General features: G+C 63.1%; 20 protein-coding genes. 11 read left to right on the top strand and 9 right to left on the bottom strand.

The annotated features are described in order from the left end of the window. Nucleotides 1-61: 61 nt before the first annotated feature. Genes RTH46_RS04365 through RTH46_RS04355 form a run of 3 tightly spaced genes read left to right on the top strand, consistent with a single transcriptional unit; the run spans nucleotide 62 to nucleotide 2,884 of the window. The gene (locus RTH46_RS04365; protein WP_153787630.1) at nucleotides 62-619 is read left to right on the top strand and encodes a hypothetical protein; all 558 of its coding nucleotides are present in this window, start codon (nucleotides 62-64) and stop codon (nucleotides 617-619) included. Continuing rightward, on the top strand, nucleotides 616-1,695 hold the full coding sequence (locus tag RTH46_RS04360; RefSeq protein WP_316905112.1) for a hypothetical protein: 1,080 nt from the start codon (nucleotides 616-618) through the stop codon (nucleotides 1,693-1,695). The genes RTH46_RS04365 and RTH46_RS04360 overlap by 4 nt, the downstream gene beginning before the upstream one ends. Next, nucleotides 1,682-2,884, top strand: coding sequence for a radical SAM protein (locus RTH46_RS04355; RefSeq protein WP_153787632.1), 1,203 nt, complete (start codon nucleotides 1,682-1,684; stop codon nucleotides 2,882-2,884). The genes RTH46_RS04360 and RTH46_RS04355 overlap by 14 nt, the downstream gene beginning before the upstream one ends. 10 nt (nucleotides 2,885-2,894) lie before the next feature. Here the strand turns inward: RTH46_RS04355 and argR are convergent, their stop codons facing one another. From argR to acs, 6 genes are all read right to left on the bottom strand, one after another. Continuing rightward, nucleotides 2,895-3,875 (bottom strand): transcriptional regulator ArgR, encoded by a 981-nt coding sequence (gene argR / locus RTH46_RS04350; RefSeq protein WP_153787633.1) that lies wholly within the window; start codon nucleotides 3,873-3,875, stop codon nucleotides 2,895-2,897. 102 nt (nucleotides 3,876-3,977) lie between these two features. Further along, nucleotides 3,978-4,742 carry an ABC transporter ATP-binding protein gene (locus tag RTH46_RS04345; RefSeq protein WP_110991919.1) on the bottom strand — a complete coding sequence of 255 codons (765 nt, stop codon included), beginning with the start codon at nucleotides 4,740-4,742 and terminating at the stop codon, nucleotides 3,978-3,980. Nucleotides 4,743-4,764: 22 nt separating this feature from the next. Next, the gene (locus tag RTH46_RS04340; RefSeq protein WP_153787634.1) at nucleotides 4,765-5,463 is read right to left on the bottom strand and encodes an ABC transporter permease; all 699 of its coding nucleotides are present in this window, start codon (nucleotides 5,461-5,463) and stop codon (nucleotides 4,765-4,767) included. Then, entirely contained in the window at nucleotides 5,460-6,149 is a 690-nt protein-coding gene (locus tag RTH46_RS04335) for an ABC transporter permease (RefSeq protein WP_110991921.1), read from the bottom strand. The genes RTH46_RS04340 and RTH46_RS04335 overlap by 4 nt, the downstream gene beginning before the upstream one ends. 91 nt (nucleotides 6,150-6,240) lie before the next feature. After that, nucleotides 6,241-7,026 carry an ABC transporter substrate-binding protein gene (locus RTH46_RS04330; RefSeq protein ID WP_153787635.1) on the bottom strand — a complete coding sequence of 262 codons (786 nt, stop codon included), beginning with the start codon at nucleotides 7,024-7,026 and terminating at the stop codon, nucleotides 6,241-6,243. A 575-nt stretch (nucleotides 7,027-7,601) separates the two neighbouring features. Then, entirely contained in the window at nucleotides 7,602-9,563 is a 1,962-nt protein-coding gene (gene acs / locus RTH46_RS04325; protein ID WP_110991923.1) for an acetate--CoA ligase, read from the bottom strand. A 409-nt stretch (nucleotides 9,564-9,972) separates the two neighbouring features. On the opposite strand from acs, the gene RTH46_RS04320 reads away from it, so the two are divergent. Then, nucleotides 9,973-10,227, top strand: a complete 255-nt coding sequence (locus RTH46_RS04320) for a DUF2790 domain-containing protein (protein WP_125465032.1) — start codon at nucleotides 9,973-9,975, stop codon at nucleotides 10,225-10,227. 124 nt (nucleotides 10,228-10,351) lie between these two features. Here RTH46_RS04320 and RTH46_RS04315 read toward each other — a convergent pair whose 3' ends face one another. After that, a complete protein-coding gene (locus tag RTH46_RS04315) occupies nucleotides 10,352-11,911 on the bottom strand; it encodes a sigma-54-dependent transcriptional regulator (RefSeq protein ID WP_279845420.1) in 1,560 nt (519 codons plus the stop codon). Nucleotides 11,912-12,167: 256 nt separating this feature from the next. Here RTH46_RS04315 and phhA point away from each other — a divergent pair, with 256 nt between their 5' ends. From phhA to RTH46_RS04285, 6 genes are all read left to right on the top strand, one after another. After that, nucleotides 12,168-12,956: a phenylalanine 4-monooxygenase gene (phhA, locus tag RTH46_RS04310; RefSeq protein WP_153787638.1), complete on the top strand. Its 789-nt coding sequence runs from the start codon at nucleotides 12,168-12,170 to the stop codon at nucleotides 12,954-12,956. A 42-nt stretch (nucleotides 12,957-12,998) separates the two neighbouring features. Continuing rightward, the gene (locus RTH46_RS04305; RefSeq protein WP_110991926.1) at nucleotides 12,999-13,355 is read left to right on the top strand and encodes a 4a-hydroxytetrahydrobiopterin dehydratase; all 357 of its coding nucleotides are present in this window, start codon (nucleotides 12,999-13,001) and stop codon (nucleotides 13,353-13,355) included. Further along, complete coding sequence (locus RTH46_RS04300; protein WP_153787639.1) at nucleotides 13,355-14,554, top strand: amino acid aminotransferase; 1,200 nt, start codon at nucleotides 13,355-13,357, stop codon at nucleotides 14,552-14,554. Before RTH46_RS04305 ends, RTH46_RS04300 begins: the two co-directional genes overlap by 1 nt. Nucleotides 14,555-14,734: 180 nt before the next feature. Next, a complete protein-coding gene (locus RTH46_RS04295) occupies nucleotides 14,735-15,538 on the top strand; it encodes a tyrosine-protein phosphatase (protein ID WP_316905111.1) in 804 nt (267 codons plus the stop codon). A 195-nt stretch (nucleotides 15,539-15,733) separates the two neighbouring features. Beyond that, entirely contained in the window at nucleotides 15,734-15,862 is a 129-nt protein-coding gene (locus RTH46_RS04290) for a hypothetical protein (RefSeq protein ID WP_256671375.1), read from the top strand. Nucleotides 15,863-15,960: 98 nt separating this feature from the next. Beyond that, nucleotides 15,961-17,151 carry an MFS transporter gene (locus RTH46_RS04285; RefSeq protein WP_316905110.1) on the top strand — a complete coding sequence of 397 codons (1,191 nt, stop codon included), beginning with the start codon at nucleotides 15,961-15,963 and terminating at the stop codon, nucleotides 17,149-17,151. Nucleotides 17,152-17,281: 130 nt separating this feature from the next. Here RTH46_RS04285 and RTH46_RS04280 read toward each other — a convergent pair whose 3' ends face one another. Further along, the gene (locus tag RTH46_RS04280) at nucleotides 17,282-20,302 is read right to left on the bottom strand and encodes an FAD-binding and (Fe-S)-binding domain-containing protein (RefSeq protein ID WP_316905109.1); all 3,021 of its coding nucleotides are present in this window, start codon (nucleotides 20,300-20,302) and stop codon (nucleotides 17,282-17,284) included. Between the two features lie 234 nt (nucleotides 20,303-20,536). Here RTH46_RS04280 and RTH46_RS04275 point away from each other — a divergent pair, with 234 nt between their 5' ends. Beyond that, nucleotides 20,537-21,421 (top strand): LysR substrate-binding domain-containing protein, encoded by an 885-nt coding sequence (locus RTH46_RS04275; protein WP_316905108.1) that lies wholly within the window; start codon nucleotides 20,537-20,539, stop codon nucleotides 21,419-21,421. A 169-nt stretch (nucleotides 21,422-21,590) separates the two neighbouring features. On the opposite strand, the gene RTH46_RS04270 is transcribed toward RTH46_RS04275, so the two are convergent. Beyond that, on the bottom strand, nucleotides 21,591-23,009 hold the full coding sequence (locus RTH46_RS04270) for an amino acid permease (RefSeq protein ID WP_153787644.1): 1,419 nt from the start codon (nucleotides 23,007-23,009) through the stop codon (nucleotides 21,591-21,593). Nucleotides 23,010-23,132 lie beyond the last annotated feature (123 nt).

Below are 23,132 nucleotides of genomic sequence, written 5' to 3'. Positions count from 1 at the left end.
TATCTACCCGCTGCATGACTGAGCAGCCGCTCGTATCAAGCTATTACAAGGACCCCAGCAAATGCGCTTCGATTTTGCCCGCATGGCAGCGCGCCCCAACCCCGGACGACTACAGCGCAGCGCGCTCACCCTGGATCAACTGCCGGCATTTCTACACGCTAACGCGCCGACAGAACTGGCTCATGAGGCGCTGGCGACAAGCCAGTACCACGTGCGCTGCCAAGCAGCCGGCATTGATGATGGTCGACGCTATTTCCAGTACCACATCGAAGGCCAGCGGGTTGGCCTGTGCGGCTATCTGCAACGCCGATGCGACCCCCCGCACGTGGTGTGGGGCGGATTCTTCATCGCCGCACGCTCTCTACCAGGCCTGGTGAAAATGCGCATTCAGTTCGACACCCTCCTGCACATCCTCCAGCACACCGACGCCACTCATGGCTACGTGGAAACCTTCACATCGCCCGGCAAAAGCAACATGCAATCCATCTGGAGCAAGCTCGGCGCCACCGACAGCGCAACGCTCAAAGACTTCTATGGCCAGGGCAGCGACATGTGCATCCAACTCATCGATCTACAGGCAATGCGCGACAGCCTCGCTGCCAGGCACATCCCAGCGTGAGCGCGACCATTGCACTGGTGCATGTCGAAGCCGGGCTCGGGCCACTGGTGATCGCCAGGCGACTGCAGGCAGAGCTGGCCTCATCGGGGCATTGCAGCTCGGTGATTTCGCTGCGCGAACTCATCCCCGCGTGGCTGCACAACAGGTTGCTGGATCGTTACCGCAGCGACTGCCAGCGGCAACAGGACAACTTGAGCCTGTGGTTCCGTCAGCCCTGGCGATTCCGCCTGCTGTACCGGCTGCTGGGCGTGCTGCACTGGCCGACACCGAAAGCGCGACAAGCGCTCAGCCAGGTCAGCGTAGCGGTGGCCACCAGCTACCTGGCGGCATTTTTTCTCTTGCACCTGCGCTCCCGACTTGGGCTGCGGTACCGGGTCGTGGGCGTGCTCGGCGACTACTGCACGTCCCCAGGCTGGCGCATCGAGGTCGACGCACTGATCACTGCGCAACGACTGAACAACGCTACGCTGGACTGGCTTGGGGCACGAAACGTACCGCTGCTGCCACTCGGCATCCCTCTGGAACACACACCGGCCACCCCGCGCCCCTCACCTGGCCACCTGCTCGTCTGCGGTGGCGGATGGGGGCTTGGCAGCGCCTACGATTGCCTCGAGCCGGCTCTGGCACATCCCGCCGTAACCAGGGTCACTGCACTGTGCGGCGACAATCCAGGCCTGCTCGAAACACTCGCGCAACGGCACGCCCAGGCCGTTCAGTCAGGTCGCCTGCAACTGCACACAACACAATCCGGCCTTACCCCCCTCTACGCCCAGGCCTGGGCGATCATCACCAAGCCTGGTGGCCTGACCCTGAGCGAAGCCGCGCAGAACGGCTGCCCGCTACTGCTGGCCCCTCCAATCACCGAGCACGAACGCTGCAATGCGGCGCATTTTCTCGATAACGACGCCGCACTGGACGTGACGTCCCCCGAACAGCTCAACCAAGCCCTGGACAGCCTCCCCAGCCGCGGTGTGCACCTGAGCAGAAACGCTCGCGCCCTGATCGCAACAAACGCCACCCAGACCATCAGCACTTACTTACTGAGCATGGAGAAACGTTCCGATGTGGACCACTGAAGTTACCCAGCCTGTACCCAGCGACACAGCCCGGCAGCGCTTTCTGCAGCGCAATGCCAGCTACATGGCGCGCTACATCGAACGCGCCGAACGCCTCAAAACAGCCATCCAGGGCTTTGCAGACACCGGCCAGGTCAGCACCGAGGGCATCTCCAAGATTTCCCTGAAACTGCTCAGCGCCTGCAATTTGCGCTGTTCCATGTGCTTCCAATGGCGCGAAGACGGCATAGACCACGCCAGCGCCACGGGTTTCCACCGCAACCTGAAGAAAACCCGCCTAGAGTTCGACGAGTGCCATCACCTGTTCGAATTCCTCCGCCAACACCCTTGCGAAGTCGTGCTGACGGGCGGTGAACCCATGCTCCACCCACAGTTTTCCCGCTTCGTGCAAACCCTGGCAGAACTGGGCTGCCCCATGGTGATCTGCACCAATGGCACACTGCTGGACAAGCACTTCGACACCTTGAGCCGCTACCATGACCGCCTGGCCTTCCTCATCTCGATCGACGGCCCCAGGGCCGTACACGACGCCATACGCGGCGATGGCTACCATGCCGTGACCACCGATGCCATTCGGCGCCTGGCCCAAGCCAAGCGCGACGGCCTGGATTGGATAGTCGGCGTTGAATCGACCCTGCTCGCCAGCAACATGCTTCACAGCGAAGCGATCATCGAAGAGTGCGAGGCCCTGGGCGTGGACTGGATGGTGTTCAATCACCTGTGGATCGCCAACGCGCCCGCCCGAAAACAGTTCAACCAGTTCTGCGCCGAACACGGCGAACAGGCGCATTCGGCCGACGGCTACGATCTCGGCCAGTTCGATGACAATTATCTGAACATGGTCAAAGGCGCCATAGCCCGGATCAAGGCTCATCCCAGCACGATTCCCGTGCTGATCAGCCCGAACCTCGCGCCCCAGCAACTGCAGGATTATTACCAGGGCCGCTACCAGCCGGAAAATCCCTATTACAAGATGGGCGTGAAACTGGATATCGACATCGACGGCCGGGTGGTAATGACCAAGCAGTTTCCCGAAATCGCTTTCGGCAATATTACCGAGCAACCCATCGAAGACATCATTGGGTCGCCACTCTATGCCCGCACGGCCCGTCGCCTGCTAAACGAACCGCTCGGGATCCTCGCCGCCTGCCCGGACATGCACAACCTGCGCATCGACCGAGCCTGCTGAGCAAGCGACCTCAGCCTTTCTCGGCCGGCGCCGAGCTCAGCTCGAACGGGCTGCTGCTGCGCCGCTGGTTGCGGTCTTCACGCGGCGTGGCGCCAAAGAAGTTGCGGTACGCACTGGAGAAATGCGGCCCGGAGGAGAACCCGCACGACAGGCCGATCTGGATGATCGACTTGCTGGTCTGCATCAGCATCTGCCGCGCCTTGTTCAGGCGCAGCTCCAGGTAATACTGGCTCGGCACCCGGTTGAGGTACTGCTTGAAGATCCGCTCCAGCTGGCGACGGGACACGCACACATGCTGGGCGATCTCGTCGGTGGTCAGCGGCTCTTCGATATTGGCCTCCATCAGCAGCACCGCCTGGGTGAGCTTCGGATGGCTGGAACCCAGGCGGTTCTGCAGCGGGATACGCTGGCGCTCACCACCTTCACGAATACGCTCGACCACCAGCTCTTCGGATACCGCACCCGCCAGTTCGGCGCCGTGGTCACGCGCCAGCACCGCCAGCAACAGGTCGGTCACCGCCATGCCGCCGCAGGCGGTCAGGCGATCCCGGTCCCAATCGAACAGGTGGCTGGTGGCAATCACCTTGGGGAACCGCTCGGCAAAATCGTCCTGCCAACGCCAGTGCACCGCAGCGCGGTACCCATCGAGCAGCCCCATCGACGCCAGCGGATAGACCCCGGCGGACAGCCCGCCGACCATGCAGCCACTGCGCGCCAGCTGCTTGAGTGCGGCCGACAGCGCCGAACTGATCGCCGCCGGCGGCTCGTCGGCCAGCAGGAACAACTTCTGGCAGCCCTCCAAGCGGCCATTCCAGGCCTCGCCCGGCAGGCGCCAGGCGCCCTCCTGCCCGGCCTCGGCCTGCAAGTAGACCAGCTCGTAGACCACGTCCGGATGCACCCGCTGGGCCACCTGCAACACCTCGTCGGCCAACGCCAGGGTCAGCGGCTTGGTGCTGGGCCAGATGAGAAATCCGATTCGCTGGGTGGTCATAGGGCGTGGTCCGAAACCTGGAGGGGAAGGTTCGCGCTCGTGGCGCCAAGGCATGCCGCGCGCGCAGCGCAGCATGCCCCATTATGGTGCAAAGTGCAGCCTTTACTTGAGGCTGCCGGAGAGGAACTGCTTGAGTCGCTCGGACTGCGGATTGACCAGCACTTCACGCGGGCAGCCGCGCTCTTCCACCAGGCCCTTGTGCAGGAATACCAGCTGGTTGGAAACCTCTCGGGCAAAGCCCATCTCGTGGGTGACCACCACCATGGTGCGGCCTTCCTGGGCCAGCGACTGCATCACCTTGAGCACATCGCCCACCAGCTCGGGGTCCAGTGCCGACGTCGGCTCGTCGAACAGCATCACCTCGGGCTCCATGGCCAGGGCACGGGCGATGGCCACACGCTGCTGCTCGCCGCCGGACATGTGCCCGGGGAATGCGTCCTTGCGGTGGGCGACACCGACCTTGTTCAGGTAGTGCTCGGCCTTTTCCAGCGCTTCCTTCTTGTTCACGCCCAGCACGTGCACCGGGGCCTCGATGACGTTCTCCAGCGCAGTCATGTGCGACCACAGGTTGAAGTGCTGGAACACCATCGACAGGCGCGAACGCATGCGCTGCAGCTGTTTCGGGTCGGCGGCCTTGAGCGCGCCGTCCTTGCCGGCCACCAGCTTGAGCTCTTCATTGTTGAGCAGGATCCGGCCCGCATGCGGCTGCTCGAGCATGTTGATGCAACGCAGGAAGGTCGATTTGCCCGAGCCACTGGAGCCGATGATGCTGATCACGTCGCCTGCCTTGGCTTCGAGGGAGATGCCCTTGAGCACCTCGTGGCTGCCGTAGCGCTTGTGCAGGTCTTGGATTTGAAGTTTGTACATGCTGTCGGTTCTCACAGAGCGGTCAGTGCTTGCGCGGCGCCAGGTAGCCGAGCCAGCGGCGTTCGGCCATCTTGAACAGGCGCACCAGGATGAAGGTCAGGCACAGGTAGAACACGCCCGCCGTGATGTAGGCCTCGAAAGGCAGGTAGTACTGGGCATTGACCGTGCGCGCGGCACCGGTGATGTCGATCAGGGTTACGATCGACGCCAGGCTGGTGGTCTGCAGCATCATGATCACCTCGTTGCTGTACTGCGGCAACGCCCGGCGCAGGGCCGACGGCAGCAGGATGCGACGGTACATCTTGAAGCGCGACATGCCGACTGCCTTGGCCGCCTCGATCTCGCCATGGGGCGTGGCCTTGAGGCTGCCGGCGATGATCTCGGCGGTGTAGGCGCTGGTGTTGATGGCAAACGCCAGGCAGGCGCAGAAGGTCGCGCTGGACAGCCACGGCCACAGGAAGCTTTCGCGCACCGCCTCGAACTGGGCCAGGCCGTAGTAGATCAGGAACAGCTGCACCAGCATCGGCGTGCCGCGAATGACGTAGGTGTACAGCCAGGCGGTCATGTTCACCACCGGCTGCTTGGAAACCCGCATCAAGCCCAGCGGAATGGCCGCCAGCAGGCCGAACAGCAGCGAAAGCGCCAGCAGCTTCAGCGTGGTCAGCAGGCCGCCCAGGTACAGCGGCATGGCTTCCCAGATGACGTTGTAGTCAAAGATCATAGTTCAACCACCTTGACGCCAACCGAGTAGCGCTTCTCGAGGTACTTCAACGCCAGCAGCGAGACACTGGTCAATACCAGGTACAGCGCCGCCACCGCCAGGAAGAAGGTGAAGGGTTCGCGGGTGGCATCGGCCGCCTGCTTGGCCTTGAACATCATGTCCTGCAGGCCGACCACCGAAATCAGCGCGGTCGCCTTGGTCAGCACCAGCCAGTTGTTGGTGAAACCCGGGATCGCCAGGCGAATCATCTGCGGCACCATGATGCGGAAGAACACCTGCAGGTTGCTCATGCCATACGCCGCACCGGCCTCGGCCTGCCCCTTGGGGATGCCCAGGAAGGCGCCGCGGAAGGTTTCCGACAGATAGGCCCCGAAGATGAAGCCCAGGGTGCCGATACCGGCCACCAGCGGGTTCAGGTCGATATAGTCGTCATAGCCCAGCAGCGGCGCCAGCCGGTTGAGCAGGTCCTGGCCGCCGTAGAAGATCAGCAGGATCAACACCAGGTCAGGGATGCCACGGATCACCGTGGAATACAGGTCACCCAGCCAGGCCAACCAGCGCACCGGCGACAAGCGCAGCGCCACACCGATCAGGCCGAGGACGATGGCCAGGGCCATCGACGACAGGGCGAGCTGCAGCGTCAGCCACGCCCCATCGAGGATGACTGCCCCATAGCCTTTCAACATGATTGCAATTCCTCAGGGCTTGGGAATGAAAAATGGTGCAAACCTCAGAGATTCTGCTGTTTGCACCATTGCACAGGTGAAACCCGACGTCTTACTGAGCGTCTGGGCCGTAGATGTCGAAGTTGAAGTACTTCTTCTCGATCTCTTTGTACTTGCCGTTGGCGCGGATCGCGTCGATGGCCTTGTTGATGCGCTCACGGTTGGCGTCGTCACCCTTGCGCACGGCGATACCCACGCCATCACCGAAGTACTTCACATCGGTGAACGACGGGCCGACGAAGGCGAAGCCCTTGCCGGCGTCGGTTTTCAGGAAGCCGTCTTCGAGCAGGGTGGCGTCGGCCACGGTGCCGTCGAGGCGACCGGCCGCCACGTCCAGGTAAATTTCGTTCTGGGTGCCGTATGGGACGACAGTGGCGCCTTTCGGGGCCAGGACTTCCTTGGCGAAGCGGTCGTGGATCGAGCCACGCTGAACACCAATCTTCTTGCCCTTGAGTTCATCCAGGCTGGCGCTGACAGTGGAACCTTCCTTCATCACCAGGCGAGCCGGAGTGAGGTAGTAGCGCTTGGTGAAGTCGACCGACTTCTTGCGATCGTCAGTGATCGACATGGACGACAGGATGGCGTCGATCTTGCGCACTTTCAGCGCCGGGATCAGGCCATCGAATTCCTGCTCGACCCAGGTGCACTTGGCTTTCATCTCTTCGCACAGGGCGTTGCCGATGTCGTAGTCGAAGCCGGCGATGCTGCCGTCGGGTTGCTTGAAGGCGAAGGGTGGGTAGGCGGCTTCGATACCGATCTTCAGCGGCTTCTCATCGGCCTGCGATACCAGGGAAAACACGGAAAGCGCCAGGGCGCCAAGCAGTGCAAGCTTCTTCATCAGGTAACTCCATCGGTACGGGGCAATACAAGGCAGGTGTAACGGCTGCCCGATATGCGAATGGGTACAACGCGAGCCGCGCAGGTTTCGACCAAGGTCGCAGACCACGAGCGAGTGAGTGGCATTTTAGCGACAGCCCGGTAGTCGATATTTCTTCAAAGCGACAACTAGTTACAGAAGCGCTTGAAACCGCGGCGGGCGATATTGACAGCTCTCGCTGATTATGCAAGAGCAAAAGAGAAATAACCTATATCCAAAGCAATAAGCGCGCCTATTATTGGCAAACCCTTGTATTCCGGCAAGTGCAGCGTGCCACGCTGCACAAAATGGCTGAAAAATCGCACCGCGATGTGTCAGGGATGTTTCCACAAGCCCCATTTCTGTGCGAAATCACCTACAGCCACGGTTACCGATGAATGTCGGGTAACAGTCCATTCAGTAAAGCAAAAACCCCGCCGGTTGCCCGGCGGGGTTTGCATTGATGGGAAGCAATCGCGGGGCAAGTCGCATCGGCGAACCGCCGCTCCCACGCAGATTTGGGTCGTGGGAGCGGGCTTGCCCCGCGATCCGGTGGATCAGGCCGAAGCCAGGCTCATCGCCTTGTGGGTATCGATCAGGTGCTGCACCACGCCTGGGTCGGCCAGGGTGGAGATATCACCCAGCGCGTCGTACTCGGCCGTGGCAATCTTGCGCAGGATGCGGCGCATGATCTTGCCCGAACGGGTTTTCGGCAGCCCCGGCGCCCACTGGATCACGTCCGGCGAAGCGATCGGGCCGATCTCCTTGCGCACCCAGTTCTTCAGCTCCAGGCGCAGTTGCTCGCTCGATTCCTCGCCAGCATTGAGGGTGACATAGACATAGATGCCCTGCCCCTTGATGTCGTGCGGCACACCCACCACCGCGGCCTCGGCCACTTTCGGGTGGGCAACCATGGCGCTTTCGATCTCGGCGGTGCCCATGCGGTGGCCGGACACGTTCAGCACGTCATCCACCCGGCCGGTGATCCAGTAGTAGCCATCCTCGTCGCGACGGGCGCCGTCACCGGTGAAGTACATGCCACGGAAAGTCTTGAAGTAGGTGTCGACAAAGCGGTCGTGGTCGCCATACAGCGAGCGCGACTGACCCGGCCACGAATCGAGAATCACCAGGTTGCCTTCGGCCGCGCCGTCGATCAGGTTCCCGAGGTTGTCCACCAAGGCTGGCACCACACCGAAGAACGGGCGGGTCGCCGAACCCGGCTTGAGCGCGGTGGCGCCCGGCAGCGGGCTGATCAGCACACCACCGGTCTCGGTCTGCCACCAGGTGTCGACGATCGGGCAGCGCTGCTTGCCGACGGTCTTGTAGTACCAGTTCCAGGCCTCGGGGTTGATCGGCTCGCCCACCGAACCCAGCAGGCGCAGGCTGGAACCGTCGGCGCCGGCCACTGCGGCTTCGCCCTCGGCCATCATGGCGCGGATCGCGGTCGGCGCGGTGTAGAGGATATTGACCTTGTGCTTGTCGACGATTTTCGACACGCGAGTAATGTCCGGGTAGTTCGGCACACCTTCGAACAGCAGCGTGGTAGCACCATTGGCCAGCGGGCCATAGACGATGTAGCTGTGGCCAGTGACCCAGCCCACGTCGGCGGTGCACCAGTACACCTCGCCCGGGCGGTAGTCGAACACCCGCTCATGGGTCAGCGCGGCATACACCAGGTAACCACCGGTGGTGTGCAGCACACCCTTCGGCTTGCCGGTGGAGCCGGAGGTATAAAGGATGAACAGTGCTTCTTCGGCCCCCATCTCTTTCGGCGCACAGTGGCTGGAGGCGACCTTCATCAGGTCCTCGTACCAGATGTCGCGGTGCTGGTGCCAGGCGATGTCGCCGCCGGTGCGCTTGCACACGATGATCTTCTGTACGCTGCTGGTTTCAGGGTTGGTCAGGGCCAGGTCGACGTTGCCCTTGAGCGGGGTACGACGGCCGCCGCGCACGCCTTCGTCTGCGGTGATCACCACTTTCGACTTGCAGTCGATGATGCGCCCGGCCAGGGCCTCCGGCGAGAAGCCACCGAACACCACCGAGTGGATCGCGCCGATACGGGCACAGGCCAGCATGGCCACCACCGCCTCGGGGATCATCGGCATATAGATGGTGACCACGTCACCACGGTGCACGTCCTGGCCACGCAGGGCGTTGGCGAACTTGCAGACCTGCTCGTGGAGCTCGCGGTAGGTAATGTTGCGGTGCTCGGAAGGGTCGTCGCCCTCCCAGATGATCGCCAACTGGTCGCCGCGCTCTTCGAGGTGGCGGTCCAGGCAGTTGGAGGAAACGTTCAGAGTGCCGTCGGCAAACCACTTGATATCGACATGGTGGTCGTCGAACGAGGTCTGCTTGACCTTGGTGAAGGGCTTGATCCAGTCCAGGCGCTGGGCCTGCTCGCGCCAGAAGCCGTCCGGGTTGATCACAGACTGCTGGTACATGGCCTTGTAGGTGGCCTCGTCGGTCAGGGTAGTGGCCGCAACCTCGGGACGAACGGGATACAGTGGAGCCGCACTCATCTGTGTTACCTCGGTGTAATAGTTGTTTTTGTATGGAACCGTTTGTAACTGTACCAGAGCGGCAAAAGCCATTCGACGTTGGTAGTAACGCGCCCCAGCGAAGACCGCCCCATCAGGCTCGACCGCTCTAACTCATGGCACACAGCCATCCACGAGAAAAACCGGAGCATGCTGCCAAGGGATTGTTACAGATTCTGTCAAAAGACTTTATCAAAACCCCATCTGTTTCGGCTGCGGCCACCCTCCTAAAATTCAACTCGCCAGCAACGGCAACGCGATTAACTTCTGGTTACAGCCCCCACGAAGGCAAAGTTGATCCGCACCTCATCCTGATAGTTGAACAACCGTTGTACTCGCGGCGCCACAAGCGCCGCGTGCCCCCTCACGACCTTAGACAGGTAAATAGAAAATGAAAGCTTTACTGGTATTGGTACTTGGCAGTCTTTGCGGCGCGGCACTGGCCGGCGAGGCAAAAGATGCCGAGCAGATTCCGGTTGAACAGTACAGTTATTCGCAGCACCTGGACATCGCCCGCGTTATTTCCATGAGCGAAGTGCCCAATGTCTGCGAAGTGGTGCCGGCCCGTATGACCTACGAGGACTCCCAGGGCCAGAAGCACATTCTCGAATACCGCGTGATGGGCAACGGTTGTTCCAACGGCTGATCCCGTGAATTAGGGCCCCACTGGGGCCCATCGCGGGGCAAGCCCTCTCCCACGAGCCTTGTACAGGCTTTTGTGGGAGCGGGCTTGCCCCGCGATGCGTATTACGACTTATAAAATCCCGAACTCAATCTACCGACTTATTAAGTGAATAATCACGCAACTTGTTGGCAATTGTCGTATGTGAAACCCCCAATCTTTTACCCAACGCCCGACTACTTGAATATTCACTCATCAAACTTTCAAGTACCGCCTTTTCAAAACGCCCGACAATCTGTGCAAGATCACCGTCCAGTGAAAACTCGCCCAACGGTTGGCGCGCACCATAATCCGGCAAGCGGATATGTTCGCTCTTCACCACCCCGCCCTCGCACAGCGACACGGCCTGGAACAATACGTTCTCCAGTTGCCGAACGTTGCCCGGCCAATGGTACTGACTGAGCTTGTCCATCGCGGCCGGCGCCAGCCGCGGCATCGGGCAACCAATCTGCCGGCTGGCCTGGTCGAGAAAGTGCTGCACCAGCCCCTCCAGCCCATCCATGCACTCGCGCAGCGGCGGGATGTGCAGCGACAGTACGTTGAGCCGGTGGTAAAGATCCTGGCGGAACTCCCCCCGGGCACACAGCTCGGACAGGTCCACTTGGGTGGCACAGATCACCCGTACGTCCAGGTAAACCTCCTCGTCGCTACCCACCCGACGGAAGCAACCGTCCTGCAGGAAGCGCAGCAGCTTCACCTGCAGACGCGGGCTCATCTCCCCTACCCCGTCGAGGAACAAGGTGCCGCCTGCGGTCAGCTCCAGCAGCCCGAGCTTGCCTTCGGCACGCGCGCCCTCGAACGCCCCCGGCCCGTAGCCGAACAGTTCGGTTTCGGCCATCGACTCCGGCAGGCCGGCGCAGTTGAGCGCCATCAATGGCGCCTGGCCACGCGGGCTGGCCAGGTGACAGGCGCGGGCCAGCAGCTCCTTGCCGGTGCCGGTCTCGCCCTCGATCAGCAGCGGCGCATCCAACGGCGCCATGCGCCGGGCCTCACGCACCACCGCCGCCATCACGCGCGAGCTCTGGAAGATGCTGTCGAACCCGCGCAGCTCCTGCTTGCGCACGTTGTAGATGCGCTCGCCGATGCGGTCGGCGCGGTGCAGGGTCAATACCGCGCCGGCCAGCGCCTCGCTTTCGTCGTGCTCCGACTGCAGCGGCGCGATGTCGGCCAGGAACACGTCACCCTTGACCTTGATGCGCAGGCCGTTGATGCGCGACTTGTTGGCGCGCACCAACTCCGGCAGGTCGAAGTCCTCGACATAGCGCGAAAGCGGCAGGCCCGGCACTTCATCAACCCGCACCCCGAGCAACTGCGCCGCGCTGCGGTTGGCGGCCACGATGCTGCCGCCCATGTCGATGGACAGCACCGGGAAGTCCAGCGCCCCGAGCAAGGCATTGAGCTCCATGTGCCGGCGCTCGCTGGGCATCAACCCGACCCGCTTGACCCCGAACACCCCGGCGATCGCTTCGAACTTCGGCCGCAAGGCCTGGAACTGAATGTTGATCAGGTTCGGGCAGTGCAGATAGATGGCGTTGCCATGATCGCCCCCCACCTCGCCGCGCAGCACGTTGATGCCGTACTCCACCAACAGGTTGAGGATGTCGCGCAGGATCCCGATACGGTTCTGGCAGTGCACTTTGATACGCATGAAAGCTCTCGAAGCGGCCGAAGTTTTTCTTCGGCACGCGGAAAAGTCGTAAAGATAAGCTGACAAAATCCACTTGATGGCCAGCTCGATGTGCGTGATTTTCCGGGATGACAGGGCTTTTGTAAAATAATCGTTACAAAAACCGACACCGCACAGGCCCAATAGCAGCCCGCGACCCCGTGCAAAGTGGCGGATGTAGGGATATTCCTAATGCATGTCCTGCACATAACAAGAAAGCCCTCACCAGGAGCGCCGCATGAAACAGACGCAATACGTGGCCCGCGAGCCCGATGCGCAAGGGTTTATCGACTACCCGCAGCAAGAGCACGCGGTGTGGAACACCCTGATTACCCGCCAGCTGAAAGTCATCGAAGGCCGGGCCTGCCAGGAATACCTGGACGGTATCGAGCAGCTCAAGCTGCCCCATGACCGCATCCCGCAGCTGGGCGAAGTCAACAAGGTGCTCGGCGCCACCACCGGCTGGCAGGTTGCCCGCGTGCCGGCACTGATCCCCTTCCAGACCTTCTTCGAACTGCTGGCCAGCAAGCGCTTCCCGGTCGCCACCTTCATCCGCACCCCGGAAGAACTCGACTACCTGCAAGAGCCCGACATCTTCCACGAGATCTTCGGCCACTGCCCGCTGCTGACCAACCCGTTCTTTGCCGAGTTCACCCACACCTACGGCAAGCTGGGCCTGGCAGCCACCAAGGAACAACGCGTTTACCTGGCGCGGCTGTACTGGATGACCATCGAATTCGGCCTGATGGAAACCCCGCAAGGTCGCAAGATCTACGGCGGCGGCATCCTCTCCTCGCCGAAAGAGACCGTCTACAGCCTGTCCGGCGAGCCCGAGCACCAGGCCTTCGACCCGATCGAAGCCATGCGCACGCCGTACCGCATCGACATCCTGCAGCCCCTGTACTTCGTCCTGCCGAACATGAAGCGCCTGTTCGACCTGGCCCACGAAGACATCATGGCCATGGTCCACCAAGCCATGCAGCTGGGCCTGCACGCACCGAAGTTTCCACCCAAGGCCGCCGCCTGAGCCGCCTTCGTCGATAACAACTCAAAACGGAAAATACTCACCATGAATGCCTTGAACCAAGCCCACTGCGAAGCCTGCCGCGCCGATGCACCGAAAGTCTCCGACGAAGAATTGGCGGTACTGATCCGCGAGATCCCGGACTGGAACATCGAAGTGCGCGACGGCCACATGGAGCTCGAGCGCGTATTCCTGTTCAAGAACTTCAAGCACGCCCTGGCCTTCACCAACGCCGTGGGTGAAATCGCCGAAGCCGAAGGCCACCACCCTGGCCTGATGACCGAGTGGGGCAAGGTCACCGTGACCTGGTGGAGCCACTCGATCAAAGGCCTGCACCGCAACGATTTCATCATGTGCGCGCGCACCGACAAGGTCGCCGAGACCGCCGAAGGGCGCAAGTGATGCACTTCGCGGCGATCGGACGGGTCCCTGGCGACCCGATCCTCGGGCTGATGGAGGCCTACGCGCGCGATGACAATCCGGCCAAGTTCGACCTGGGTGTCGGTGTGTTCAAGGACGCCCAGGGCCTGACGCCGATCCCTTCGGCGGTCAAACAGGCTGAACAACGCCTGATCGCCCAGCAAGCCAGCAAAAGCTACATCGGCGGCCACGGCGACGCAGCCTTTGGCCGCCTGATCAGCGAACTGGTGCTGGGCAACGCTTCGCCGCTGCTGGCCAGCCAGCGCGCCGGCGCCACCCAGACCCCGGGTGGCACCGGCGCACTGCGCCTGGCGGCGGAATTCATCGCCCACTGCCTGCCGGGCCGCGGTCTGTGGCTGAGTGACCCGACCTGGCCGATCCACGAGACGATCTTTGCCGGCGCTGGCCTGAAGGTGTCGCACTACCCCTATGTGGGCGCGGACAATCGCCTGGACGTCGCCGGCATGCTCGCCGCCCTGGAGCAGGCGCCGCACGGCGATGTGGTACTGCTGCACGCCTGCTGCCACAACCCCACCGGTTTCGACCTGGGCCAGGACGATTGGCGCGCGGTGCTGGAGATCGTCAAGCGGCGCAACCTGCTGCCGCTGATCGACTTCGCCTACCAGGGTTTCGGCGATGGCCTGGAACAAGACGCCTGGGCGGTGCGCCTGTTCGCCGCCGAACTGCCGGAACTGCTGATCACCAGCTCCTGCTCGAAGAACTTCGGCCTGTATCGCGACCGCACCGGCGCCCTGCTGGTGTGCAGCCACGACGCCGAGAAACTGCAGGACGTGCGCAGCCAGCTGGCGCTGCTTGCCCGCAACCTGTGGTCGACGCCACCGGACCACGGCGCCGCGGTGGTAGCCGAGATTCTCGGCGATCCGGCGCTCAAGGCGCTGTGGGTCGAAGAAGTCGACGCCATGCGCCAGCGCATCGCCGAGCTTCGTGAGGGCCTGGTGCAGGCTCTTGCGCCACACGGCTTGGCCGAGCGCTTCGCGCACATTGCCGCGCAACGCGGGATGTTCTCGTATACCGGGCTGAATCCGCAACAGGTACGCCTGCTGCGGGAAAAGCACAGCGTATACATGGTCGGCACCGGCCGGGCGAACATCGCCGGCGCGGATACCCAGCGCCTGGAGCAGTTGGCAGCAGCTATCGCCGACGCCTGCCGCAGTAACTGAAAATAAGGGCACCGCTGACGCGGTGCCCTTGTTTCAAGCAGGGAAACACACCCCTCCTTCAAGAACGCTCCTTCTATCCACGTCGATTTTTCCTATCGAAGCACACCGTTATTACCTCTCTTCCGGTCACTCCGCGCCCGGCAACCTAGCCTCTTCAATCCAGTGAATACGAGGCTACACATGTTTTTGCACAGCACCCTGCCCCAAACACTCCAAGGCATCGAAGCCGCTTACCTGAATACCCCGAGGCTTGGCAGCGTCGACAACTTTCGCGACGTCGCCGGCACCCACCACGCCTACCAGACCAGCAACGGGCCGATGAGGCCCGGCATGTTCTATCGCGCCAATGCACTCACCACCAATGACGAGGACTGGCAGGCCATGAGCAGCCTGGGCATCTCCCATGTTTTCGATCTGCGCACTACCAATGAAATCGCCAACGAGCCCGACCTGCTGCCGGACGGCGCCGCCTACAGGCAGATCGACGTCCTGAAAAGCCACATGACCGGCCCAGAAGCCGAAGAGCTGAAAATCGAAAGCCCCGCCGATGTGGTAGCGCTGATGCAAGGCGCCAACAAAGCATTCGTCGCCAATCCGCAGGTTCGGGAGAAGCTCGGCACGCTGCTCACCGAACTCGCCCGATGCGATGGCCCGGCAATCTTTCACTGCGCTTCCGGCAAGGACAGGACCGGGTGGGTCGCAGCCCTTCTGCAGAGCATTGCGGGTGCCGACGATGCCACGATCATGGGCGACTACCTGGCCACCAATGCCTATACCGCCGAGCGAGTGGCACGCAAGCTGGCCACACTGCCCCCGGCCATGGCCGCCTTGTACGCACCCGGCATGACGGTGGATGCCAGCTATCTGCAAGCAGGCCTTGACGAGGTTCACTCCCGCTACGGCGACATCCAACGCTATCTGGCTACAGGCCTGAACCTCGACTCACAGACCATTCTTACCCTGCGCCGAAAATTGATCGCCTGATCCTCCGCTACACCGAAGCGCCGCCTTGAATTGGCGGCGCTTCGCCATCCTGGCCGATATCCGCCCATAAAAACCGACCCGCGGGGCGGAAAAATCTCAAACTGTCATCCTCACTGCTGTATCCTGCCCCTGCTTTTCGAAGCCACACACGCGCCACGCGCAGTCTTTTCACTCACACTTGCGAGGAACGACGAGATGCATGAAATCCCGAATCTTCCCTTCCCAAGCCTGAACCCCGAAGAGCAATCCGTTGCCGCCCACGCCGAACCGACGCCTGCCGTCGAACCGCACGGTGACGATCAATCCAGCGCTGACCAGGAATAACCGCGCAGACCCCGACAGTGTGAAAACGGCTGGCCTGTGGGAAACTCCCCGCCATCGCGTTTTCACACCGTCCAGAACCTCTACCCACTGAAGGCCCCATGCCCGATTCACCCCGCCCCCTTGCGGTCACCCTGCAAGTCGTCTCGATCGTCCTCTTCACCTTCATCGGCTACCTGAACATCGGCATCCCCCTCGCTGTGTTGCCGGGCTATGTGCACAACCAACTGGGCTTCAGCGCCGTCATCGCCGGCCTGGTGATCAGTGTGCAGTACCTGGCCACGCTGCTCAGCCGCCCCACCGCCAGCCGCATCATCGACAACCTTGGCAGCAAGAAAGCCGTGATGTGGGGCCTGGCCGGCTGCGGCCTGAGCGGCGTGTTCATGCTCGCCTGCCACTTCCTTACGCCCTGGCCATGGCTGAGCCTGACCTGCCTGCTGATCGGCCGCCTGGTACTGGGCAGCGCGGAAAGCCTGGTGGGCTCGGGTTCGATCGGCTGGGGCATCGGCCGGGTCGGCGCGGACAACACCGCCAAGGTGATCTCCTGGAACGGCATCGCCAGCTATGGCGCACTGGCCATCGGCGCGCCGCTTGGCGTGCTGATGGTCAAGCACCTTGGGCTGTGGAGCATGGGCGCGAGCATCATCCTGCTGGGTGCACTCGGTCTGCTGCTGGCCTGGCCCAAGCGCGCTGCGCCTGTGGTCAGCGGGGTGCGCCTGCCGTTCCTGCAAGTACTGGGCAAGGTGTTCCCCCATGGCTCGGGGCTGGCCCTGGGCTCGATCGGCTTCGGCACCATCGCCACGTTCATCACCCTGTACTACGCCAGCCGCGACTGGCCCAACGCGGCGCTGACCCTGAGCCTGTTCGGCGCCAGCTTCATCAGTGCGCGGTTGCTGTTCGGCAACATGATCAACCGGCTGGGTGGTTTTCGCGTGGCAATCGTTTGCTTGTCGGTGGAGACCCTTGGGTTGCTGATGCTGTGGTTGGCACCGAGCGCCGAGATGGCCCTGGCCGGCGCGGCGCTCAGTGGTTTCGGCTTCTCCCTGGTGTTCCCGGCGCTGGGCGTCGAGGCGGTGAACCAGGTATCGGCGGCCAACCGCGGCGCGGCGGTGGGGGCCTACTCGCTGTTCATCGACCTGTCGCTGGGGATTACCGGGCCGCTGGTGGGCGCGGTGGCGGCGGGGTTCGGTTTTGCCTCGATGTTCCTGTTTGCGGCAGGGGCGGCGGCGTGCGGGCTGGTGTTGAGCCTGTATCTGTACCGCCAGGCGCGGCGGATGCGCCAGAACAACTGAACGGTACAAACCTGCACCGGCCTATTCGCGGGTAAACCCGCTCCCACAGGGACCGCGCCTTTCTTGAGAAAAGCGAATTCCTGTGGGAGCGGGTTTACCCGCGAAGAGGCCGGTGCAGGATTAGCGCCGATCAGCGCTGCGCGAACTGCAGCACCACCTCCAGCGGATGGCGCAACTGCTTCTCGGTCATGCGCTTGACCTGGCTGCGGCACGAATAACCGGTCGCCAGCGCCTCGCCGTCCTTGTCCAGCTTGGTCGCCCAGGACTGCTCGAAGATGGTCTTCGAGGTTTGCTGGTTACGCGCCTCGTGCCCATAGGTCCCCGACATGCCACAGCACCCCGTGGCCTCGGTGACCAGCTTCAGACCCATCCGCGCGAACACCTGCTCCCACTGCTTGGTACTGGCCGGCACATTGGTCTTCTCGGTGCAGTGGGCCATCAGGCGGAAGCTGCCCGCCTTGGCCGGCGCCTGCTCGGGCAGCACGTCCATCAGCCATTCCTGGGGCAGCAGCACTTGCGGGCAGCCCTCCAGGCCGTCGACCTTCTGGTACTCCTGGCGATACACCAGGGTCATCGCCGGGTCCAGCCCCACCAGCGGCACGCCGCAGTCGGCCAGGGCCTTGAGCTGGGTACCGTTGCGGATGGCCGCCTTGGCGAAGGCACCGAGGAAGCCCTGCACATGCAGCGGTTTGCCGTTGGCGCTGTAGGGCGCGAGGAACACCTTGTGCCCCAGGCGATGGGCCAGCTCGATGAACGAGGCCAGCAGCGGCGTCTCGAAGTAGCGGGTAAAGGCATCCTGCACCAGCACGATGCTGCGCTCGCGCTGGGCCGGGGTCAGCTCGCGCAGGGCCGGCACGCTGGCCACCTGCACGCGGCAACGGGTCAAGGTGGCCTGGAAGTTGAAGCGGCTGATCAGCGGGCTGTCGACCATGCCTACCTGGTCGGCCAGCAGCTTGCTCACCCATTTCGAGCCCATCACCGCGTTGTACAGGCCTGGGGCGTGGGCCAGGTACGGAATGCTGAACTCCAGCGAACCGATCAGGTAATCGCGCAGCGGGCGCTGATAGCGGCCGTGGTACAGCTCGAGGAAGCGCGAGCGGAAGTCCGGCACGTTGACCTTGATCGGGCACTGCCCCGCGCAGGACTTGCACGCCAGGCAGCCGGCCATGGCGTCGTACACCTCGTGGGAGAAGTCTTGCTGCCCCTGCTGCTGCGCACGGCGGTTGCGCAGCCGCGCCGGCAGCCCCTTGAGCCAGGAGGCCTTGCGCTGTGCGGCGGCCAGCACGTCGATGTTGGCCTCGCCCTGCAGGCGCAGCCACTCGCGGATCAGCGAAGCACGGCCCTTGGGCGAGTGCTGGCGTTCACGGGTGGCCTTCCACGACGGGCACATGGCGTCGTTGGGGTCGTAGTTGTAGCAGGCGCCGTTGCCGTTGCAGTGCACGGCGCTGCCGAAGTCCTGCCAGACGCGCTCGTCGATGGTCCGGTCAAGGTCGCCGCGCAGGGTCACGCCATCGACCGGGGTCAGGCCTTCGGCGCTGTCCGGCGGGGTGCAGATCTTGCCGGGGTTGAGCTGGTTGTGCGGGTCGAACGCGCCCTTCAGGCGCTGCAAGGCCGGGTACAGCTCGCCGAAGTACTCCGGCACGTATTCCGAGCGCAGGCCCTTGCCATGCTCGCCCCACAGCAGGCCGCCGTAGCTCTTGGTCAGCGTCGCCACCGCATCGGAGATCGGCTTGACCAGCGCGGCCTGGGCCGGGTCTTTCATATCCAGCGCCGGGCGCACGTGCAGCACGCCGGCATCGACGTGGCCGAACATGCCGTAGGCCAGGCCATAGCCATCCAGCAGCGCGCGGAAGTCGGCAATGTAATCGGCCAACTGCTCCGGGGGCACGGCGGTGTCTTCGACGAACGGCTGCGGACGCACTTCGCCTTCGACGTTGCCCAGCAGGCCCACCGAACGCTTGCGCATCACGTACACCCGGGTTACCGCCTCGGCACCTTCGGCCAGGGTGTGGCCCAGGCGCTCGACACCCTTGTCGGCCTGCAGGTGCGCGACGAAGGCCTGGACCCGGGCATTGACTTCGTCCGGCTCGTCACCGCAGAACTCCACCAGGTTGATGCCCAGGGTCGGGCGCTCGGGGTCGGCCGGGAAGTATTCGGCGACGCTGTGCCAGACGATGTCCTTCATCGCCAGCATCAGCACCTTGGAGTCGACGGTCTCGATCGACAGCGGCTTGTGCGCCATCAGGGCATTGGCGTCGCGCAGGGCGTCCATGAAGCTGGTGTAGCGCACGTTGACCAGCACGGCGTATTTCGGAATCGGCAGCACGTTGAGCTTGGCCTCGACCACGTAGCCCAGCGAGCCCTCGGCGCCGCACAGCACGCTGTTGAGGTTGAAGCGGCCCTGCTCGTCGCGCAGGTGCGCCAGGTCGTAGCCGGTCAGGCAGCGGTTGAGCTTGGGGAAGGTGCTTTCGATCAGCTCGCCCTGGGTTTCCTGGATCTCGCGGGCCATGCGGTAAACCTCGCCCACTCGGCCGGACGCCGCGCAGGCCTGCTCCAGCGCGGCGTCGTCGATCGGCAGGCTGTGCAGGCGCTCGCCACCGAGCAGCACGCTGTGCAGCTCGAGCACGTGGTCGCGGGTCTTGCCGTAGGTGCAACTGCCCTGGCCGCTGGCGTCGGTGTTGATCATGCCGCCGACGGTGGCGCGGTTGGAGGTGGACAGTTCAGGCGCGAAGAACAGGCCGTGGGGCTTGAGCGCGGCGTTGAGCTGGTCCTTGACCGTGCCGGCCTGCACCCGCACCCAGCGCTCCTCGACGTTGATTTCGAGGATCTTGTTCATGTGCCGCGACAGGTCGACGACGATACCGTCGGTCAGCGACTGGCCGTTGGTGCCGGTGCCGCCACCGCGCGGGGTGAGCTTGATGCCATGGAAGCGCGGTTCGGCCATCAGCGTGGCGACCCGCGCTACATCGTCGGCGTCCAGCGGGAACACCGCCGCCTGGGGCAGGCGCTGGTAGATCGAGTTGTCGGTGGCCAGCACGGTACGGGTGCCGTAGTCGGCGCTGATCTGGCCACGGAAGCCGCTGCTTCTCAGGGCTTCGAGGAATTCGGGGTAGTTGGCGGCAGGCGCACGGGGCAGCAACTGGGCGATCATCGTTGGATGGCCTCTTGATATGGGCTTGTTCACGGTTTCAGGCGCGACGCAGTAGTAATCGGAGGAACCATCGCGGGGCAAGTCGCAGCGGCGCACCGCCGCTCCCACAAAAACGGGCGTTTCCTGTTCATCCGGCATGAATGCAACTCAGGCGGATGACGAATGTGCCAATGTTCCTGTAGTTTCGCGTCAGGGGCAAACGGATATTCCTGCCGCTATCAATGAGTTTTATGAATGAATTACCGCCACCTCACCCCATCGATGTCACTGCTGCTGGCATTCGAGGCCGCCGCCCGGCACGAAAGCTACACCCGCGCCGCCGCGGAGCTTTCGCTTACGCAAAGCGCGGTGAGCCGGCAAGTGCAGGCACTTGAGCAGCAGCTGGGGCTAACCCTGTTTCGCCGCGAAGGCCGCCAGGTACTGCTGACCGACGTCGGCCGCCTGTACCAGCGCGAGCTGAGCGAGGCGTTGGGGCGTATCCGCAGCGCCACCTTGCAGGCGCTGGCCTACCAGTCCGGGGTCGGCACCCTGCGCCTGGCCACCCTGCCGACCTTCGGCTCGAAATGGTTGCTGCCACGCCTGCATGCCTTCTACAGCGCCCACCCGGGGATGCTGGTGCATATTCATTCACGTATCGAAGCGATCAATTTCGACACCAGTGAGATCGACGCGGCCATCGGCGTGGCCAGCCACGACTTGCCGGGGCTGATCTGCCATCGCCTGCATGCCGAGGAACTGGTGGTGATCCTGCCACCGGAAAGCGCTCGCGATGGCCAACACTGGAGCCCGGCGCGGATCAGCGAAGAGGTGCTGCTCAACGTTGCCAACAACCCCCATGCCTGGGGTGAATGGTTCTCCCACCATGCCCTGCCCCACCGGGCGATGCGCCTGGGGCCGAGCTTCGAGCTGACGTCGCACCTGATCCAGGCGGTACGGGCGGGGATAGGGATCGGCCTGGTGCCCAGGATTCTGGTAGCCGAGGAACTGGCCAGTGGCGAGCTGTTCAGCCCAGGCGTGCCGTTCGCCAGCCAGCGCAGCTATTACCTGATCTATCCGCCGAGGAATGAGGCATTACCCTCATTGCGGGCGTTTCGTGGCTGGTTGCTGGAACAGATCTGAGTCATCCAGCACCAATACCGACGCCATCGCGGGGCAAGCCCGCTCCCACAGAAGCCGCACAGCTCAAAGCCTCGTGGGAGCGGGCTTGCCCCGCGATGGCGTCAGCGCCAACAACAAAAAACCCGATGCCAGTCTCCCGGCATCGGGTTTCTTCAACCAGCCTCAGCGCTTACTTGGCAACAGTGCCAGCCGCACCGTTGGCCTGCGACCCACGCTTGCTCTTGAGCATATAGGCCACATACATCACCACCAGCCATACCGGCATCGCATACACCGACACCTGAATGCCCGGGATCTGCAGCATGATGCCCAGGATCAGCACCACGAACGCCAGCACCACATAGTTGCCGTAGGGGTACCACAGCGCCTTGAACAGCGGCTTCTGGCCGGTACGGTCGAGGTGCTGGCGGAACTTCAGGTGCGAGTAGCTGATCATCGCCCAGTTGATCACCAGGGTCGCTACCACCAGCGACATCAGCAGCTCCAGGGCATTTTGCGGCATCAGGTAGTTGAGCAGCACCGCGATCAGGGTCACGGCCGCCGACACCAGGATCGAACGCACCGGCACACCGCGCTTGTCCACCTTGGCCAGGGCCGCCGGGGCATCGCCCTGCTCGGCCATGCCCAGCAGCATACGGGCATTGCAGTAGGTGCCGCTGTTGTACACCGACAGTGCCGCGGTCAGGACCACGAAGTTCAGCAGATGCGCGGCCACGTCACTGCCCAGCAGCGAGAACACCTGGACGAACGGGCTGCTGCCATAGCTGCCACCGGAGGCATCGATGCTGGCGACCAGGGTGTCCCACGGCGTCAGCGACAGCAGTACCACCAGGGCACCGACGTAGAAGATCAGGATGCGGTAGATGACCTGGTTGATGGCCTTGGGGATCACGGTCTTCGGCTTGTCGGCCTCGGCAGCGGTGAAGCCGAGCATTTCCAGGCCACCGAAGGAGAACATGATGAACGCCAGGGCCATCACCAGGCCGCTGACCCCATTAGGGAAGAAGCCGCCATGGGCCCACAGGTTGGTGACCGTAGCCTCAGGGCCACCGCTACCGCTGGTCAGCAGGTAGGCACCCAGGCCGATCATGCCGACGATGGCGGCCACCTTGATGATGGCGAACCAGAACTCGGCCTCGCCGAAGAACTTCACGTTCATCAGGTTGATGGCGTTGATCAGCAGGAAGAAGCCTGCCGCGGTGACCCAGGTCGGGATCTCCGGCCACCAGTAATGGACGTACTTGCCCACCGCCGACAGTTCCGACATGCCGACCAGGATGTACAGCACCCAGCAGTTCCAGCCCGACAGGAAGCCGGCGAAACCGCCCCAGTACTTGTGCGCGAAGTGGCTGAAGGAGCCGGCCACCGGCTCCTCGACGATCATCTCGCCCAGCTGGCGCATGATCATGAAGGCAATGAAGCCGCAGATGGCGTAGCCGAGGATCATCGACGGACCCGCGGATTTCATCACGCCGGCCGAGCCGAGGAACAATCCGGTGCCAATGGCGCCGCCCAGGGCGATCAGCTGGATATGGCGATTCTTCAAGCCACGCTTGAGCTCGCCGGACTGTGAGGTATGTCCACTCATGAACGAAGTCACCTGCTTGTTTTTATCTGTGACGGAATCGGACCCACCGCGCTCGTGGCGCAGCGGAATGGGCAAGGTGGTTACCTTGGGTTCTTGGACGGGTCTGTCGCGATGGGCAGGGCC

This window comes from Pseudomonas sp. zfem004, assembly GCF_032621715.1.
GTDB classification, from domain to species: Bacteria; Pseudomonadota; Gammaproteobacteria; order Pseudomonadales; family Pseudomonadaceae; genus Aquipseudomonas; species Aquipseudomonas sichuanensis.
The sequence above is the reverse complement of the archived record's forward strand: the minus strand, read 5'-3'. Positions and strand labels throughout refer to the sequence as shown.

Coding starts and splice junctions, on each gene's coding strand:
- RTH46_RS04365 (WP_153787630.1), top strand. CDS start 62: ATGCGCTTCGATTTTGCCCGCATGGCAGCGCGCCCCAACCCCGGACGA.
- RTH46_RS04355 (WP_153787632.1), top strand. CDS start 1,682: ATGTGGACCACTGAAGTTACCCAGCCTGTACCCAGCGACACAGCCCGG.
- argR (WP_153787633.1), bottom strand. CDS start 3,875: ATGACCACCCAGCGAATCGGATTTCTCATCTGGCCCAGCACCAAGCCG.
- RTH46_RS04345 (WP_110991919.1), bottom strand. CDS start 4,742: ATGTACAAACTTCAAATCCAAGACCTGCACAAGCGCTACGGCAGCCAC.
- RTH46_RS04340 (WP_153787634.1), bottom strand. CDS start 5,463: ATGATCTTTGACTACAACGTCATCTGGGAAGCCATGCCGCTGTACCTG.
- RTH46_RS04335 (WP_110991921.1), bottom strand. CDS start 6,149: ATGTTGAAAGGCTATGGGGCAGTCATCCTCGATGGGGCGTGGCTGACG.
- RTH46_RS04330 (WP_153787635.1), bottom strand. CDS start 7,026: ATGAAGAAGCTTGCACTGCTTGGCGCCCTGGCGCTTTCCGTGTTTTCC.
- acs (WP_110991923.1), bottom strand. CDS start 9,563: ATGAGTGCGGCTCCACTGTATCCCGTTCGTCCCGAGGTTGCGGCCACT.
- RTH46_RS04320 (WP_125465032.1), top strand. CDS start 9,973: ATGAAAGCTTTACTGGTATTGGTACTTGGCAGTCTTTGCGGCGCGGCA.
- RTH46_RS04315 (WP_279845420.1), bottom strand. CDS start 11,911: ATGCGTATCAAAGTGCACTGCCAGAACCGTATCGGGATCCTGCGCGAC.
- phhA (WP_153787638.1), top strand. CDS start 12,168: ATGAAACAGACGCAATACGTGGCCCGCGAGCCCGATGCGCAAGGGTTT.
- RTH46_RS04305 (WP_110991926.1), top strand. CDS start 12,999: ATGAATGCCTTGAACCAAGCCCACTGCGAAGCCTGCCGCGCCGATGCA.
- RTH46_RS04300 (WP_153787639.1), top strand. CDS start 13,355: ATGCACTTCGCGGCGATCGGACGGGTCCCTGGCGACCCGATCCTCGGG.
- RTH46_RS04295 (WP_316905111.1), top strand. CDS start 14,735: ATGTTTTTGCACAGCACCCTGCCCCAAACACTCCAAGGCATCGAAGCC.
- RTH46_RS04290 (WP_256671375.1), top strand. CDS start 15,734: ATGCATGAAATCCCGAATCTTCCCTTCCCAAGCCTGAACCCCGAAGAG.
- RTH46_RS04285 (WP_316905110.1), top strand. CDS start 15,961: ATGCCCGATTCACCCCGCCCCCTTGCGGTCACCCTGCAAGTCGTCTCG.
- RTH46_RS04280 (WP_316905109.1), bottom strand. CDS start 20,302: ATGATCGCCCAGTTGCTGCCCCGTGCGCCTGCCGCCAACTACCCCGAA.
- RTH46_RS04275 (WP_316905108.1), top strand. CDS start 20,537: ATGAATTACCGCCACCTCACCCCATCGATGTCACTGCTGCTGGCATTC.
- RTH46_RS04270 (WP_153787644.1), bottom strand. CDS start 23,009: ATGAGTGGACATACCTCACAGTCCGGCGAGCTCAAGCGTGGCTTGAAG.